The organism is Pseudomonas sp. NY5710, assembly GCF_013305665.1.
Lineage (GTDB): Bacteria > Pseudomonadota > Gammaproteobacteria > Pseudomonadales > Pseudomonadaceae > Aquipseudomonas > Aquipseudomonas juntendi.
Window position 1 is genome coordinate 1,083,363 of record NZ_CP045554.1, and the last position, 16,315, is coordinate 1,099,677.

Consider the following 16,315-nt stretch of genomic DNA (forward strand, 5'->3'; position numbering starts at 1 on the left):
GGGACGAGTATAGCTAGCGCGCCAGGGTCCACACCAGTACCTTGCTGGCACAATTGTCCTCGGTTTCGAGGATCTCCAGGCGATAGCGGCCGATCTTCAGGCAAACGGCACTTTCGGGAATGCTTTCCAGTGCTTCGGTCACCAGGCCGTTCAGGGTTTTCGGCCCGCCGTCGCAGGGCAGGTGCCAGCCAAGGCTGCGGTTGATTTCACGCAGCGAGGCAGTGCCGTCGATGACGAATGTGCCATCGGGCTGCGGATGCACGTGCGGGTTTTCCAGGCTCTGTTCGTCTTCGAACTCGCCGACGATTTCTTCGAGAATGTCTTCCAGGGTGACGATACCCAGGACTTCGCCGTACTCGTCCACCACCACACCCAGGCGCCGTTGCTGCTTATGGAAGTTCAGCAGTTGCATTTGCAGCGGTGTGCTTTCGGGCACGAAATACGGCTCGTAGCAGGCCCCGTGCAGCGCCTCCAAAGTCAACTCGGCCTTGAGCAGCAAATGGCTGATCAGCTTGGTGTTGAGGATCGCCTCAACCTGGTTGATGTCGTTGTGGTACACCGGCAGGCGGGTGTGGCGGCTGACGATCAGCTGTTCGATGATGCGCTCGATCGGCTCGTCGAGGTTAATGCCGTCCACTTCGCTGCGCGGCACCAGGATGTCATTGACGGTGACCTTGTCCAGCGCCTGCAGGCCGTCGAGCAGGCCGTGGCGGGGCGCTTCGTGGCGCTCATCATCATCCAGGTCGTCATCTTCCTGCGGGTGCAGGGGCACTGCGGCCGGTTGCGCGCGAAACGGGCGCAAGATCAGTTTGGCGCAGCCGTCGAGCAGGCAGGCGAACGGCTGCAGCAGCGTCAACGGCGCTTTCAGCAGGCTTATGCCAAGGCTGGCCAGTGCTTGCGGGTTGCGCCGCGCCAGGCGCCGCGGCAGGAACTCGGCAAACACCAACAAGGCCACGGCAGCGGCCAGCCCGGCCAGCCAGAAGCCGTGTTCGCCGTCGTAGCGCTGCCCGACCAGGCACGCCAGGCCCAGGACCAGCAGTTTGCCGAGGCTGGCGCACAGCACCAGCGCCTGGGCGGGCAACGCTGGCTGGCCATCATCGCCACTGCGTAGCGCGCCAGTGAGTTGCAGGCGCGCAACGTCCACAGCAGTGAACAGCGCTGCCCAGAGCAGCGCCAATGCCAGCGTGACCAGTAGCGGTGCGTACGGCAGGGTGTCCATGGGTGGCCGTCAGATATGCAGAATGAATTCGCGAACCAGCTTGCTGCCGAAATAGGCCAGCATCAGCAGGCAGAAACCGGCCAGCGTCCAGCGAATGGCCTTGTGGCCGCGCCAACCCAGGCGGGTTCGCCCCCACAGCAGCACGCTGAATACGACCCAGGCAACGCAGGCCAGCAAGGTCTTGTGCACCAGGTGCTGGGCGAACAGGTTTTCGAGGAACAGCCAGCCGGAGATCAGCGACAGCGACAGCAGGCACCAGCCGGCCCAGAGGAAGCCGAACAACAGGCTTTCCATGGTTTGCAGCGGCGGGAAGTTGCGGATCAGCCCGGACGGGTGCTTGTTCTTCAGCTGGCGGTCCTGCAGCAGCAGCAGCAGCGACTGGAACACGGCAATGGTGAACAGCCCATAGGCCAGGATCGACAACAGGATGTGCGCAAGAATGCCCGGCTCCTCGTCGATCAGTGGCACCGTGCCGGGTGGCGCGAACTGCGCCAGCAAGGCCGTTACCGCGCCCAGCGGGAACAGCAGCACCAGCAGGTTTTCCACCGGTATGCGCAGACAGGCGAGCAGGGTCAGGGCAATCACTGCCACGGCGATCAGGCTGGCTGCGCTGAAGAAGTCTAGGCTCAGGCCCAGTGGGGTGATCAGCTGAAAGAACAGTGCGCCGGCCTGGGCCAGCACCGCAACGGCACCGAGCAGGCCAAGCAGGCGCTTGTCGGCCTTGCGGCCTTGGGCGAGGTATGAGCCCTGGTAGATGGCCGCTGCTATATAAAGGCCGGCGGCGATCAGGTTGGGAACGAGGCTGGGTGAGGAGAACATAAGTCCTGATTGGCGAGCCTTAAAGAGACGGAGTTTGGCATAGTGAGCTGCAAGCTGGAAGCTGCAAGCTTTAAGCTGCAAGCTTTAAGCGGCAAGCTTCAAGAAAAAGCAGCCATCCCGCGCCTCGGCTCTTGCTTGTAGCTTGTAGCTTGTAGCTTGTAGCTTGTAGCTTGTAGCTTGTAGCTTGCCGCTTGCCGCTTGCCGCTTGCCGCTCGGAAGCCAAGGTGGGCGCCGCCGCCGCACTTCGCTATAATCGCCGCCTTGCTGTGCCTGGCGGGTATGCTTTTCCCTGCAGGCGCCTGACAAACCTCGGCTTTACTGGGCCTGAAAGGATCACCATGTTCGAAAACCTGACCGACCGCCTGTCACAGACGCTGCGCCACGTCACCGGCAAGGCCAAGCTGACTGAAGACAACATCAAGGATACGCTGCGCGAAGTGCGCATGGCCCTGCTCGAGGCCGACGTCGCCCTGCCGGTGGTCAAGGATTTCGTCAACAGCGTCAAGGACCGTGCGGTCGGCACCGAGGTGTCGCGCAGCCTCACCCCTGGCCAGGCGTTCGTCAAGATCGTGCAGGCCGAGCTGGAAAGCCTCATGGGCGCGGCCAACGAAGACCTGGCGCTCAATGCCGCCCCGCCTGCCGTGGTACTGATGGCCGGTTTGCAGGGTGCCGGCAAGACCACCACCGCTGGCAAGCTGGCGCGCTTCCTCAAGGAGCGCAAGAAAAAGAGCGTGATGGTGGTGTCCGCCGACGTCTATCGCCCAGCGGCGATCAAGCAGCTGGAAACCCTGGCCAACGACATCGGTGTCACCTTCTTCCCGTCCGACATCAGCCAGAAGCCGGTGGCCATTGCCGAAGCGGCCATCCGCGAAGCCAAGCTCAAGTTCATCGACGTGGTCATCGTCGACACCGCCGGCCGCCTGCACATCGATGCCGACATGATGGCCGAGATCAAGGCGCTGCACGCCGCGGTCAAGCCGATCGAAACCCTGTTCGTGGTCGACGCCATGACCGGCCAGGACGCCGCCAATACCGCCAAGGCCTTTGGCGAGGCGCTGCCGCTGACCGGCGTGGTACTGACCAAGGTCGACGGTGACGCCCGTGGCGGTGCTGCGCTGTCGGTGCGTGCCATCACCGGCAAGCCGATCAAGTTCATCGGTATGGGTGAAAAAACCGAGGCCCTCGAGCCGTTCCACCCCGACCGTGTGGCCTCGCGCATCCTGGGCATGGGCGATGTGCTCAGCCTGATCGAGCAGGCCGAGCAGACCATCGACAAGGCCAAGGCCGACAAGCTGGCCAAGAAGCTGAAGAAGGGCAAGGGCTTCGACCTCGAAGACTTCCGCGACCAGCTGCAGCAAATGAAGAACATGGGCGGCCTGGGTGGCCTGATGGACAAGCTGCCGAGCATCGGCGGGGTCAACCTGTCGCAGATGGGCAACGCCCAGGGCGCGGCCGAGAAGCAGTTCAAGCAGATGGAAGCGATCATCAACTCCATGACCCCGGCCGAGCGCCGCGACCCTGACCTGATCAGCGGTTCGCGCAAGCGCCGTATCGCGCTGGGTTCCGGTACCCAGGTGCAAGACATCGGCCGGCTGATCAAGCAGCACAAGCAGATGCAGAAGATGATGAAGAAGTTCTCTGCCAAGGGCGGCATGGCCAAGATGATGCGCGGCCTGGGCGGTATGCTCCCGGGTGGCGGCATGCCCAAGCTGTAACACGTATTCCGGGTGCCTGCCTTTCGTCGGGCAGGCGCCCAGAACCCCGCCATGGCGGGGCAACGGCCGCGAATTTCGCGGCGCAACCGGCAAATCTGGACGGCGGGGCGGTGCCTTGCCGAAAAAGTCATTTGCAAATGTCCGTGTATTCCCCGAGAATATGCGGCCTTTTGGGCACCCGTGTGCCTATTTGGCATTCAGATTTGCAGTAAAAACTGCAACACCGACTATAGGAACGATGTTCACATGGTAACCATTCGTCTGGCCCGTGGCGGCTCGAAAAAGCGCCCATTCTACCACCTGACCGTGACCAACTCGCGTAACGCCCGTGACGGCCGTTTCGTTGAGCGCGTTGGCTTCTTCAACCCGATCGCATCGGGCGCCGAAGTCAAGCTGTCGGTCAACCAGGAGCGCGTCACCTACTGGCTGAGCCAGGGCGCACAGCCGTCTGAGCGCGTTGCTCAGCTGCTGAAGGACGCTGCCAAGGCCGCTGCCTGAAACGTATGAACGCGACGCCAGAAAAGGCTGACGACCTCATCGTCGTTGGCAAGATTTTTTCGGTTCACGGCGTTCGCGGCGAGGTGAAGGTGTATTCCTTTACCGATCCGATTGAAAACCTGTTGGATTATCCGCGCTGGACGCTTCGGCACGAAGGCAAGGTAAAGCAGGTCGAGCTGGTCAGCGGTCGTGGCTCCCAAAAGGGCCTGGTCGTGAAACTGAAAGGCCTCGATGATCGTGATGAAGCCCGGCTTCTGAGCGGTTACGAAATCTGCATTGCGCGGAGCCTTTTGCCCAACCTGGCTGCCGACGAGTACTACTGGTACCAGTTGGTGGGTCTGAAGGTCATCAACCAGGACGAACACCTGTTCGGCAAGGTCGATCACCTGTTGGAGACTGGCGCGAACGATGTAATGGTGGTCAAGCCCTGTGCGGGCAGCCTGGATGATCGCGAGCGGCTGTTGCCCTATACGGAGCAGTGCGTGCTGGCAATCGACCTGGAAGCAGGCACGATGCGGGTTGAGTGGGACGCGGATTTCTAAACGATGGGTAACCTTCGCGTAGATGTCATTACGTTGTTCCCCGAGATGTTCTCGGCCATCACGGAGTACGGCATTACCAGCCGCGCGGTGAAACAAGGGTTGCTTCAGGTGACTTGCTGGAACCCGCGGGACTACACCACAGATCGTCACCATACGGTAGATGATCGGCCGTTTGGCGGTGGTCCGGGCATGGTGATGAAAATCAAGCCTCTGGAAGATGCACTGGTTAGCGCCAGGCAAGCAACCGGAGCTGCGGCGAAGGTGATCTACCTTTCGCCACAAGGCCGCAAGCTAACTCAGCAAGCGGTCAAAGGCCTGGCCGAACAGGAGTCGTTGATCCTGATCGCCGGTCGTTATGAGGGCATCGACGAGCGCTTTATCGAGGCTCATGTCGATGAGGAGTGGTCGATTGGTGACTATGTGCTTTCCGGTGGCGAGCTGCCGGCCATGGTACTGATCGATGCGGTTACGCGGCTGCTGCCCGGAGCTTTAGGGCATGTGGACTCGGCGGAAGAGGATTCCTTTACCGACGGTCTGCTTGATTGCCCGCATTACACCCGGCCTGAGGTGTATGCGGATCAGCGTGTTCCCGACGTGTTGCTAAGTGGCAACCATGCACACATCCGGCGTTGGAGGATGAAGCAGTCCCTTGGTAGGACCTTCGAACGACGCGCCGATCTTCTGGAAAGTCGCTCGCTTTCTGGAGAAGAGAAGAAGCTGCTCGAGGAATATCTCCGCGAGCGGGACGATAGTTAAACGTATCGATGGTGGATCGCGTATCCATCTTAGGAGCACAGCATGACCAACAAGATCATCCAGCAGCTCGAAGCCGAGCAGATGAGCAAGGAAATCCCGACCTTCGCACCAGGCGACACCGTTGTCGTTCAGGTTAAAGTGAAGGAAGGTGAGCGTTCCCGTCTGCAGGCGTTCGAAGGCGTCGTTATCGCCAAGCGTAACCGCGGTCTGAACAGCGCCTTCACCGTGCGCAAGATCTCCAGCGGCGTTGGTGTAGAACGTACCTTCCAGACCTACAGCCCGCAAATCGATAGCCTGGCCGTGAAACGTCGTGGTGACGTGCGTAAAGCCAAGCTGTACTACCTGCGCGACCTGTCCGGCAAAGCCGCTCGCATCAAGGAAAAACTGTCCTGAGTACAGTTTGCCCGGTGGCCGAGGCCGCCTAGCGAGAGAAAAGCAGCCTTCGGGCTGCTTTTTTGCTTTTTCAACCTTCAGAAGATCGAATTGCGATGACTACCCGAGACCAGGAAATTCAGCGCCGCACCGAGCTGTCGGTTACCCGCGTGACCAAGGCGGTGTTCCCCAACACCACCAACCACCACAACACCCTGTTCGGCGGTACCGCGCTGGCCTGGATGGACGAGGTGTCGTTCATCGCCGCCACGCGCTTCTGCCGCCTGCCGCTGGTGACCGTGTCCACCGACCGCATCGACTTCAAGCACCCGATCCCGGCGGGCTCGATCGTCGAGTTGGTGGGCACGGTGATCAAGGTCGGCAACACCAGTTTGCAGGTGCAAGTGGATGTGTTCGTAGAAAACATGTACCTGGACGGCCGTGAGCGTGCGATCCACGGGGTGTTCAGCTTTGTCGCGATCGACGAGGACAAGCGCCCGGTGCCGGTTTTGCCCCAGGCCTGAGTTCTCCTGCGCTAGCCCTTCCGCCGGCGCGCCCGCTTCTACAAGCCATGCAAAGCATTCAAAGCCTGTGCAGGCCCTGTGGGAGCGGGCGCGCCCGCGAAGAGGCCGGTACAGACAACCCCCAGGCTGCTGTGAAACACTAGCCCCATCTCCAACACCCAGCAGCCCTGAATGCCCGCCCTAGACCACCCCCTGATCGACCAGTTCCTCGACGCCCTGTGGCTCGAGAAAGGCCTGTCCGATAACACCCGCGTGTCCTACCGCAGTGACCTGGCCCTGTTCAACGGCTGGCTGCATGAGCGCTCCGTGGCGCTGCCCGACGCTGGCCGCGACCTGATTCTCGACCACCTGGCCTGGCGCCTGGAGCAAGGCTACAAGCCGCGCTCGACAGCACGTTTCATCTCCGGCCTGCGCGGCTTCTTCCGTTACCTGTTGCGGGAAAAGCTGGTGGCCATCGACCCGACCCTGCAGGTCGACATGCCGCAACTGGGCAAGCCTTTGCCCAAGTCGCTGTCGGAAGCTGACGTCGAAGCCTTGCTGCAGGCCCCGGACCTGGGCGAGGCCATCGGTCAGCGTGACCGCGCCATGCTCGAAGTGCTGTACGCTTGTGGTCTGCGCGTCACCGAACTGGTTAGCCTGGCCCTCGACCAGGTCAACCTGCGTCAGGGCGTGCTGCGGGTCATGGGCAAAGGCAGCAAAGAGCGCCTGGTTCCCATGGGCGAAGAAGCCGTGGTATGGCTGGAGCGCTACCTGCGCGATGGCCGTGCCGAACTGCTCAATGGCCGCCCTAGTGATGTGCTGTTCCCCAGCCTTCGCGGCGAGCAGATGACCCGCCAGACCTTCTGGCACCGCATCAAGCACCATGCCCGTGTGGCCGGTATCGACAAGCCGTTGTCCCCGCATACGCTGCGCCATGCGTTTGCCACCCATTTGCTCAACCATGGCGCCGACCTGCGCGTGGTGCAGATGCTGTTGGGCCACAGCGACCTGTCGACCACGCAGATCTACACCCATGTGGCCAAGGCTCGCCTGCAACAGTTGCACGCCCAGCACCACCCGCGTGGATGAATGTTTTTCATGTTCCGCCGACCGGTCCTTGCCAGGCCCTTCACCAGCAGCGTGATGTGGTAGGCTTGGGCGGTTTGCACCAAGGGCCGCACGCTCACCGCTCTTTTTCGCCGGTGGCGCCCTCCGGTCCCTGTCCGCCTTCAGGAGTTCCCATGCGCGTGACCCAGTTTTTCGCCGCCGCCGCGTTGGCGCTGGCCAGTACCTTTGCGCTTGCCGCGGCAACCGACAGCAATGCCGGTGCCGAGCAGGCCATCCGTAAATCACTGCAAAACCTTGAGCTGGAAGTACCCGTGGAAAGCGTGGCCAGCAGCCCGCTGAACGGCCTGTACGAAGTCAAGCTGCAGGGCGGCCGGGTGCTCTACGCCAGCGCCGATGGCCAGTTCGTGATGCAGGGGTATCTGTTCCAGATCCAGAACGGCAAGCCGGTCAACCTTACCGAAAAAACCGAACGCCAAGGCGTTGCCAAGCTCATCAACGGCATTCCAGCCGCCGAGATGGTGGTTTATCCTGCCAAGGGCGAAACCAAGTCGCATATCACTGTTTTCACCGACACCACTTGCCCGTACTGCCACAAGCTGCACGCCGAAGTGCCTGAACTGAACCGCCGCGGTATCGAAGTGCGCTATGTCGCCTTCCCGCGCCAGGGCCTCGGTTCGCCGGGTGACCAGCAATTGCAGGCGGTGTGGTGCTCCAGCGACCGCCGCGCGGCGATGGACAAAATGGTCGAAGGCGAGGAAATCAAGGCGGCCAAGTGCGCCAACCCGGTCGGCAAGCAGTTCCAGCTGGGCCAGTCGATCGGTGTCAACGGCACGCCGGCCATCGTGCTGGAAAGCGGCCAGGTCATTCCGGGCTACCAGCCGGCACCACAGGTCGCCAAGCTGGCACTGGCCAAGTAATCCAATTCAGTACGCCGTCGTCATGGGGTGACGGCATGTTTCACGGTCGGCAAGGTGCCGGCCGTTCAATGGGGAGTTCACAGTGAAACCGGTCAAAGTAGGCATCTGTGGGTTGGGGACCGTCGGTGGCGGAACCTTCAATGTACTTCAGCGCAACGCCGAGGAGATTGCCCGTCGTGCCGGGCGCGGTATTGAAGTGGCACAGATCGCCATGCGCTCGCAGAACCCGAACTGCCAGATTACCGGTACCCCCATTACCGCTGATGTGTTCGACGTTGCGAGCAACCCCGAGATCGACATCGTCATCGAGCTGATCGGCGGCTACACCATTGCCCGCGACCTGGTGCTCAAGGCCATCGAGAACGGCAAGCACGTGGTCACCGCCAACAAGGCGCTGATCGCCGTGCACGGCAACGAAATCTTTGCCAAGGCCCGCGAAAAAGGCGTGATCGTCGCCTTCGAAGCGGCCGTGGCCGGCGGTATCCCGGTGATCAAGGCCATTCGTGAAGGCCTGTCAGCCAACCGCATCAACTGGCTGGCCGGCATCATCAACGGTACCGGCAACTTCATCCTCACCGAAATGCGCGAGAAGGGCCGGGCCTTCCCCGACGTGCTAGCCGAAGCCCAGGCGCTGGGCTACGCCGAAGCCGACCCTACCTTCGACGTCGAAGGCATCGATGCTGCGCACAAGCTGACCATCCTCGCCTCCATCGCGTTCGGTATTCCGCTGCAGTTCGACAAGGCCTACACCGAAGGCATCACCCAGCTGACCACCGCTGACGTGAACTACGCCGAGGCCCTCGGCTACCGCATCAAGCACCTGGGCGTGGCTCGGCGCACCGCTGAAGGCATCGAGTTGCGCGTGCACCCGACCTTGATCCCTGCCGACCGCCTGATCGCCAACGTCAACGGCGTGATGAACGCCGTGATGGTCAACGGTGACGCCGCCGGTTCGACCCTGTATTACGGTGCCGGTGCCGGCATGGAGCCAACCGCCTCGTCGGTGGTTGGCGACCTGGTCGACGTGGTCCGTGCCATGACCTCCGACCCGGAAAACCGCGTACCGCACCTGGCCTTCCAGCCCGATTCGCTGTCGGCCCACCCGATCCTGCCGATCGAAGCCTGCGAGAGCGCCTACTACCTGCGTATCCAGGCCAAGGATCACCCAGGCGTGCTGGCCCAGGTGGCCAGCATCCTTTCCGAGCGTGGTATCAACATCGAGTCGATCATGCAGAAGGAAGCCGAGGAACAGGACGGCCTGGTACCGATGATCCTGGTCACCCACGGCGTGGTCGAGCAGCGCATCAATGATGCCATCGTCGCCCTGGAAGCCCTGCAGGACGTGGTCGGTAAGGTTGTGCGCATTCGCGTCGAGCAGCTCAACTAAGCGGCAAGCCTCAAGCTGCAAGGTGCAAGTGAGGGCAGTGCAGTTTTGAGGCTTCGAACAGAGTAAATTCGCGGCAACAGCGAGATGCAGAGCACAAGAGCAAGGCCAGTCGGCTTTTCTTGTAGCTTGCCGCTCGTAGCTTGCCGCTCAAATCAAAGGTTTGCACCCATGCGCTATATCAGTACCCGCGGCCAGGCACCGGCCCTGAATTTCGAAGACGTGCTGCTGGCTGGCCTGGCCAGTGACGGCGGCCTGTATGTGCCGGAAAACCTGCCACGTTTCACCCAGGAAGAAATCGCTTCGTGGGCCGGCCTGCCGTACCACGAACTGGCCTTCCGGGTCATGCGCCCGTTCGTTGAAGGCAGCATCGCCGACGCCGACTTCAAGAAGATCCTCGAAGAAACCTACGGCGAGTTCGCCCACGCAGCGGTGGCCCCGCTGCGCCAGCTGAACAGCAACGAATGGGTACTCGAGCTGTTCCACGGCCCAACCCTGGCGTTCAAGGACTTTGCCTTGCAACTGCTCGGGCGCCTGCTCGACCACGTGCTGGCCAAGCGCAACGAGCGCGTGGTGATCATCGGCGCCACCAGTGGTGACACCGGCTCCGCGGCCATCGAAGGCTGCCGCCGTTGCGACAACGTCGACATCTTCATCCTGCACCCGCACCAGCGCGTGTCGGAAGTACAGCGCCGGCAGATGACCACCATTTTCGGTGACAACATCCACAACATCGCCATCGAAGGCAACTTCGACGATTGCCAGGAAATGGTCAAGGCCAGCTTCGCCGACCAGTCGTTCCTCAAGGGCACCCGCCTGGTGGCCGTGAACTCGATCAACTGGGCGCGCATCATGGCCCAGATCGTCTACTACTTCCATGCCGCCCTGCAGTTGGGTGGGCCGTCGCGTTCCGTGGCGTTCTCGGTGCCGACCGGCAACTTTGGCGACATTTTTGCCGGTTACCTGGCGCGCAACATGGGCCTGCCGGTCAGCCAGCTGATCGTCGCCACCAACCGCAACGACATCCTGCACCGCTTCATGAGCGGCAACCAGTACGTCAAGGAAACCCTGCACGCCACCTTGTCGCCGTCGATGGACATCATGGTGTCGTCCAACTTCGAGCGCCTGCTGTTCGACCTGCACGGCCGCAACGGTGGCGCAATTGCCGAACTGATGGCCAACTTCAAGCAGGGTGGCGGCTTCAGCGTCGAGCAGGACCGCTGGACCGAAGCCCGCAAGCTGTTCGATTCGTTGGCCGTCAGCGACGAGCAGACTTGCGAGACCATCGCCGAGGTGTTCGCTGCCACTGGCGAGGTCCTCGACCCGCACACCGCGATCGGCGTCAAGGCCGCCCGTGAGTGCCGCCGCAACCTGGACACGCCGATGGTGGTGCTGGGTACCGCGCACCCGGTCAAGTTCCCTGAAGCGGTAGAAAAGGCCGGTGTGGGCAAGGCACTCGAGCTGCCGGCGCACCTCAGCGACCTGTTCAGCCGTGAGGAGCGTTGCACGGTGCTGGCCAATGACCTGAAAGCGGTACAGGGCTTTGTCAGCCAGCATGGCAACCGCGGCAAGCCATTGTAATGGGTGTGCCTGGGGCTGCTGCGCAGCCCCGTCGCGATACAAGGCCGCTCCTGCAGGCAACCGCGTTGGCTTCAGCTGACGCGGTATAGCCAGTTCCCGCAGCTTAATCAGAATCATCCTATTCAGGCGGCATTCACCAGCGCCTAAATTAGCCGGTCCTCCCATCAGGAGCGGCTCATGCACCAGACCGTCGTGTTGATTCATCAAGCACGCCCATCGCACCAGATCCTGCTGCACCAGGCCCTCAACGCCCAAGGCGTGTTCGCTGTGCGCATCAGCGCGACCACGGCTGAACTGGATGCCGGCCTTGGCGCCGAACGCCGCCCGGATCTGCTGATCCTCGACCATGCCATGCCAACCAGGGCCGGCCGTGCCTTGCTTGCCCGGCCGCCCCAGGCCCGTGCCCTGTTGTTCGTCGGCCAGCCTGCGCCGCAGCGTTTCGACCTGGCCCAAGAGGCGCGCAAGCAAGGCCTATGGGTACTCGCCGAGCTGCCCTGGCCGTTGTCGATGCCGCGCCTGCAGCGCGCCCTGCAAACGCTGCAGCCACGCCTCTAGCGCGGGCATTCGGTCAACAGCCACAGCATGGCGAACTTTCCGCTGTTCGCGCGGGTCAGTTGCTCTATATCCCACCACGCAGCGAGTGAACCGGATGGAAAGAATCTGCAGCCTGCTCAACGATGCACTGAGCCCTTATCAGACCCACCTCGGCGTTGCCGATGCCAACGGTAATCGCCAGCTCACGGTTCAAGGCGGCCTCACAGGGGTGACCTTGCAGCGTACTGTCAGCGAGCGCCAGTTACAGGAACACCGGCTGTTGATCGACCTGGTGGACGGTTTGCACCGTGACCTGCAGATCGCCGAAGGGCGGTTGCAGCCTTGCGTGATCGCTGCGCTGCAACAACGCCAGCAACCGCAGGGAACCTTTGCCTAAAGGATTCATCTGACACAGTAGGGGCAGCCAGCCAGCGCTTTGCTCCGGCGTTGGCAAAGCTGCCACGGGAAGTCCTCAAGGGCTTTCGCTTGACCCCGGGCGTCCTTCCCCAGCGCCCGGGGTTTCTTTTTTCTGGGTTCTCTACCGGCCCTGTCGCCGCGGACTCAATTCGTAAGCGCGACGCGGCCTGTGTGGGAGCGGGCGTGCCAGCGAACACCGGCGTAGCCGGTGCCAGCCACCGCTCTGGATTTTTCGCGGGCATGCCCGCTCCCACAAAGTGGACTGCCCCCAAGAAGTTGGACACCAATCCAATTTCTTGGGGTGTCCATATGAGCAAGTACTCAGACCAATTCAAGCTTACAGCCGTTCATGCCTACCTGGAGGGTGGTGAAGGTTTCCGAAAAGTAGCCCAGCGACTTGCAGTGGACTTCAGCCTGCTGCGGCGCTGGGTCTCCAGCTTCCAGAAACATGGCCAGTTCAGTCTGCGTAAACCAGGCCAGCGGTACAGTGCGACCTACAAGCGCTCAGTCCTTGAGTACATGCACAAGCATCAGCTTTCCTTGCGCCAGACCGCCGCCCATTTTGGTCTTGGTCAGTCTTCGCAGATAGGCATTTGGGCGCGGCAGTACTACAGTGGAAGTCCGGCTTCGCCTGCTCCCAAGAGAAGAAAACCTGCTGCCATGTCGAAAAAGCCTTACCCCATCAAACCCACAACCTCTGATGACACCGATAAAAGCCGCGACCAGTTGCTGGCTGAGCTTGAATGGCTGCGCATGGAGAACGCTTACCTAAAAAAGCTGGAAGAGTTGAAGAAGCAGGAGCGAAGGCAGCCCAAAAAACCCTGATCGTGTCTGCGCTCAAGGACAGGTTTCCCTTGGCCGCTGTTCTGGAGTTGGCGGATCTGCCGCGCAGTACGTTCTATTACCAGCTTCAAGCGCAGGCCAAACCTGATAAGCATGCTGCTCTGAAGCAGATGATTCAGCGTGTCTATCACGAGGAAAAAGGGCTTTACGGTTACCGGCGCGTTGCGATCGTGATCCGCAATGGCGGGACCTTGGTTAACAAAAAAGTGGTGGAGCGTTTGATGATCGAGCTTGATCTTCGCTCACTCGTGCGGCCGAAAAAATATCGGTCGTACAAGGGAGTCGTCGGCACCATCGCGCCCAACCTGCTGGAGCGAAACTTTATCGCCCAGCGCCCGAATCAGAAGTGGGTGACCGATGTGACCGAGTTCAAAGTGGCTCAGGAAAAAGTCTACCTCTCCCCCGTGATGGACTTGTACAACGCCGAAATTGTGGCCTACGAAGTGGCCAGCAGGCCATGCCTTGGGCTGGTTACCAACATGCTGGGCAAGGCCTTCAAGCGCCTGGGAAACAAGCCGAAACTGGTACTCCACTCGGATCAAGGCTGGCACTACCAACACTCGCAGTACCGCCACAAACTGGCCGAGCAAGGGGTGAAGCAGAGCATGTCACGCAAAGGAAACTGCTTGGATAATGCGGCTATGGAGAGCTTTTTTGGTACGCTTAAGTCCGAATTTTTCTACCCGCAGCGCTTCAAGAGCGTTGAAGAACTGAAATCCGGTCTGGATGAGTACATCCACTACTACAACCATGACCGCATCAAGCTAAAGCTCAATGGCATGAGCCCTGTGAAATACAGGGCTCATGCTGCAGGGGCTGCTAGCTGAAACTGTCCAACTTATTGGGGGCAGTCCAAAGTCCCTGCTAGATCAATAAGTGATGCATTGCCTATGACGGCTAGTTTGCCGGCGATAGGGCCGGTGCAGGCGTTTAATGTGCTTCAAAGAACCGCTGGCTTTCTTCCAGGTAGTTCTTGCGCGAGATCGGATCCAGCCAGTGGGCATACAGCCCAGGCAGCACGTCCCGTCGCAACGCAGGCAGCAACTGGTCGATATGCGCCACTGCAGCGCGCCCCAGTTCGCTGTCCGAGCACCCCACGTGCAGAAACTGGTAGCGCTCCACCCCCTGCACTGGATAGAACTGATAATCGGCCAGCGCGGCGCCTTGCTGCTGGATCAGGTAACGCACCTCAGGCCAGTAGCCGAGCACCAGGCGCAGGCGCCCCAACTGCTGCATCTGCAGCAGGTTGGCGGTGGCTTCGTTACCGTAATGGCGGCTGAGCGCAGTGTCTGGCAGCTGATGCAGAATGCTGTCGATCTGCACGCCATAACTGCGTTCGGCAACGACTCCCAGTTTCAGTGCGGTGTTGCTCAGCACGCCATGCAGGTCCACCTGCTGGCCGTGCAGATAGAGGCGCAGCAGTGCCTGGTTTTCCTTGCGGACCACCAGGCCGCCACTGAGCACGCCCAGGAAGGGCAGGGAGAACCGCACATATTCCTCACGTTGGGGTGTCCACAGCAGCGTCGGGTCGCAGGTGAAGGTGTTGCGGTCCTGCAGCATCTGGATTCCGCGGGCACGGTTGACGCGCTGGATGATGTGATCGTACTCGGGCATCTGCGCAATCAACAGGGGCAGCAGTTGGTCGATCACCCCTCGGCCTTGCTCCGGGCCGTCGAAAATGGTGAATGGCGGCAGGTCACGCACCAGCCAGGTCAGGCGCTCCTTGGCACTGGCAGGGTGCACCAGCAATGCGGCCATCAGCCCGCAAAGCAGGACCACCGGGCGTAGGTGGCGGGCGGCGCGCATGCGGCCGGGCTGCGCCTGGTTCAGACCGTGCCTGCGGCGCGCAGGCTGGCGATGGCTGCCGCGTCATAGCCAAGGCTGGCCAGCAGTGCCTCGGTGTGCTCGCCCAGGGCCGGACCTACCCATTCGCTGGAACCTGGGGTTTCCGACAGCTTGGGCACGATGCCAGGCATCTTGAATGGTTTGCCGTCGGGCAGCTTGGCCTGGAGGAACATTTCCCGTGCCAGGTACTGCGGGTCGCTGAACATGTCCTCGGCGGAGTAGATCCGGCTGGCCGGGACCTCGGCGGCGGTCAGCACCTGCATCAGCGTGTCCAGCGGCAGGCTGTTGGCCCAGCGGTCGATCACCCCGTACAGTTCATCACGGCGAAGGTCACGGCCATCGTTGCTGGCCAGGCCTGGGTCGTCGGCCAGGTCGGCACGCCCGATGGCCTGCATGAAGCGCTTGAAGATCGCATCGCCGTTGGCGCCGATCTGTACATGCTTACCGTCGGCGCTGGTGTGGATGGAGGAGGGGGTAATGCCGGGCATGATGTTGCCGGTGCGTTCACGGATAAAACCGAATACATCGAATTCCGGGACCATGCTTTCCATCATGGCGAAGATGGCTTCGTACAGCGCGACGTCCACCACCTGGCCCTGGCCGCCGTTGACCTCCCTGTGGCGCAGCGCCATCAGCGCACCGATAACGCCCCACAAGGCGGCGATCGAGTCGCCGATCGAAATGCCGGTGCGCACCGGCGGCCGGTCGTCGAAGCCGGTGATGTAGCGCAGGCCGCCCATCGACTCGCCTACGGCACCAAAACCTGGTTGGTCCTTCATCGGCCCGGTCTGGCCAAAGCCCGACAGGCGCACCATGACCAGCCCCGGGTTGAGCGCATGCAGCACATCCCAGCCCAGGCCAAGTTTTTCGAGCACGCCCGGGCGGAAATTCTCGATCAGGATATCGGCGTCGGACAGCAGCCTTTGCAATACCTCACGGCCTTCGGGGTGCTTCAGGTTGAGGGTCAGCGACTTTTTGTTGCGCGCCTGCACGAACCACCACAGGGAGGTGCCTTCGTACAGCTTGCGCCACTTGCGCAGCGGGTCGCCGCCATCGGGCGATTCGACCTTGACCACCTCAGCACCGAATTCGGCGCAGATGCGAGAGGCGAATGGCCCGGCGATCAGTGTGCCGAGTTCGACAACTTTGAGGCCGGCGAGGGGTTTGCTGGGCGTCGACATGAGGCATCCGTGGCAGTTGGGCAGAGCGGTGGTTTTATCACACGGCGGTTTCGCCGGGTACTGCTGCGGCGCATGGCGAGTGCGGATGGGTTAGACTGTGCGACTTTTCTTTTGCACGAAG

Annotated in this window: 17 protein-coding genes; 13 read left to right on the forward strand and 4 right to left on the reverse strand. The window is 61.6% G+C overall.

Going from position 1 to position 16,315, the window contains the following annotated elements; all coding sequences use genetic code 11:
- Positions 1-13: 13 nt before the first annotated feature.
- Both GEV39_RS04880 and GEV39_RS04885 read right to left on the reverse strand, forming a co-directional pair.
- Positions 14-1,219, reverse strand: a complete 1,206-nt coding sequence (locus GEV39_RS04880; protein ID WP_173887742.1) for a transporter associated domain-containing protein — start codon at positions 1,217-1,219, stop codon at positions 14-16.
- Positions 1,220-1,228: 9 nt separating this feature from the next.
- Positions 1,229-2,038 carry a cytochrome C assembly family protein gene (locus tag GEV39_RS04885; protein WP_173887743.1) on the reverse strand — a complete coding sequence of 270 codons (810 nt, stop codon included), beginning with the start codon at positions 2,036-2,038 and terminating at the stop codon, positions 1,229-1,231.
- Positions 2,039-2,376: 338 nt separating this feature from the next.
- Here GEV39_RS04885 and ffh point away from each other — a divergent pair, with 338 nt between their 5' ends.
- The 13 genes from ffh (at position 2,377) to GEV39_RS04950 (ending at position 13,995) form a co-directional block, all read left to right on the forward strand.
- Positions 2,377-3,753, forward strand: coding sequence for a signal recognition particle protein (gene ffh, locus GEV39_RS04890; RefSeq protein ID WP_009683441.1), 1,377 nt, complete (start codon positions 2,377-2,379; stop codon positions 3,751-3,753).
- A gap of 246 nt (positions 3,754-3,999) precedes the next feature.
- Positions 4,000-4,251, forward strand: coding sequence for a 30S ribosomal protein S16 (gene rpsP, locus GEV39_RS04895; protein WP_008094480.1), 252 nt, complete (start codon positions 4,000-4,002; stop codon positions 4,249-4,251).
- A gap of 5 nt (positions 4,252-4,256) precedes the next feature.
- Positions 4,257-4,793: a ribosome maturation factor RimM gene (rimM, locus tag GEV39_RS04900; protein ID WP_009683442.1), complete on the forward strand. Its 537-nt coding sequence runs from the start codon at positions 4,257-4,259 to the stop codon at positions 4,791-4,793.
- Between the two features lie 3 nt (positions 4,794-4,796).
- Positions 4,797-5,549 carry a tRNA (guanosine(37)-N1)-methyltransferase TrmD gene (gene trmD, locus GEV39_RS04905; protein ID WP_003252146.1) on the forward strand — a complete coding sequence of 251 codons (753 nt, stop codon included), beginning with the start codon at positions 4,797-4,799 and terminating at the stop codon, positions 5,547-5,549.
- A 42-nt stretch (positions 5,550-5,591) separates the two neighbouring features.
- Positions 5,592-5,942, forward strand: a complete 351-nt coding sequence (gene rplS / locus GEV39_RS04910; protein ID WP_003252148.1) for a 50S ribosomal protein L19 — start codon at positions 5,592-5,594, stop codon at positions 5,940-5,942.
- A gap of 95 nt (positions 5,943-6,037) precedes the next feature.
- Positions 6,038-6,445, forward strand: a complete 408-nt coding sequence (locus GEV39_RS04915; protein WP_009683444.1) for an acyl-CoA thioesterase — start codon at positions 6,038-6,040, stop codon at positions 6,443-6,445.
- A 171-nt stretch (positions 6,446-6,616) separates the two neighbouring features.
- Positions 6,617-7,513 carry a site-specific tyrosine recombinase XerD gene (gene xerD / locus GEV39_RS04920; protein ID WP_173887744.1) on the forward strand — a complete coding sequence of 299 codons (897 nt, stop codon included), beginning with the start codon at positions 6,617-6,619 and terminating at the stop codon, positions 7,511-7,513.
- A gap of 152 nt (positions 7,514-7,665) precedes the next feature.
- Positions 7,666-8,409 carry a DsbC family protein gene (locus tag GEV39_RS04925; RefSeq protein WP_029888038.1) on the forward strand — a complete coding sequence of 248 codons (744 nt, stop codon included), beginning with the start codon at positions 7,666-7,668 and terminating at the stop codon, positions 8,407-8,409.
- 82 nt (positions 8,410-8,491) lie between these two features.
- Positions 8,492-9,796, forward strand: a complete 1,305-nt coding sequence (locus GEV39_RS04930) for a homoserine dehydrogenase (RefSeq protein ID WP_009683447.1) — start codon at positions 8,492-8,494, stop codon at positions 9,794-9,796.
- A gap of 168 nt (positions 9,797-9,964) precedes the next feature.
- Positions 9,965-11,374 (forward strand): threonine synthase, encoded by a 1,410-nt coding sequence (thrC, locus tag GEV39_RS04935; RefSeq protein ID WP_009683448.1) that lies wholly within the window; start codon positions 9,965-9,967, stop codon positions 11,372-11,374.
- Positions 11,375-11,551: 177 nt separating this feature from the next.
- Positions 11,552-11,929, forward strand: a complete 378-nt coding sequence (locus GEV39_RS04940) for a response regulator (RefSeq protein WP_173887745.1) — start codon at positions 11,552-11,554, stop codon at positions 11,927-11,929.
- Between the two features lie 94 nt (positions 11,930-12,023).
- On the forward strand, positions 12,024-12,305 hold the full coding sequence (locus GEV39_RS04945; RefSeq protein WP_009683450.1) for a DUF3509 domain-containing protein: 282 nt from the start codon (positions 12,024-12,026) through the stop codon (positions 12,303-12,305).
- A 329-nt stretch (positions 12,306-12,634) separates the two neighbouring features.
- Positions 12,635-13,995 (forward strand): IS3 family transposase gene (locus tag GEV39_RS04950; protein WP_238706607.1). Its coding sequence is split into 2 segments (ribosomal slippage): positions 12,635-13,103 and positions 13,103-13,995, totalling 1,362 coding nucleotides; the frame shifts between segments, so codons are not numbered across the junction.
- Between the two features lie 103 nt (positions 13,996-14,098).
- On the opposite strand, the gene GEV39_RS04955 is transcribed toward GEV39_RS04950, so the two are convergent.
- Together GEV39_RS04955 and GEV39_RS04960 are read right to left on the reverse strand one after the other, a co-directional pair.
- The gene (locus tag GEV39_RS04955) at positions 14,099-14,974 is read right to left on the reverse strand and encodes a TIGR02285 family protein (protein WP_173887746.1); all 876 of its coding nucleotides are present in this window, start codon (positions 14,972-14,974) and stop codon (positions 14,099-14,101) included.
- A gap of 20 nt (positions 14,975-14,994) precedes the next feature.
- Positions 14,995-16,194 (reverse strand): CaiB/BaiF CoA transferase family protein, encoded by a 1,200-nt coding sequence (locus tag GEV39_RS04960; protein WP_173887747.1) that lies wholly within the window; start codon positions 16,192-16,194, stop codon positions 14,995-14,997.
- Between the last annotated feature and the right edge of the window lie 121 nt (positions 16,195-16,315).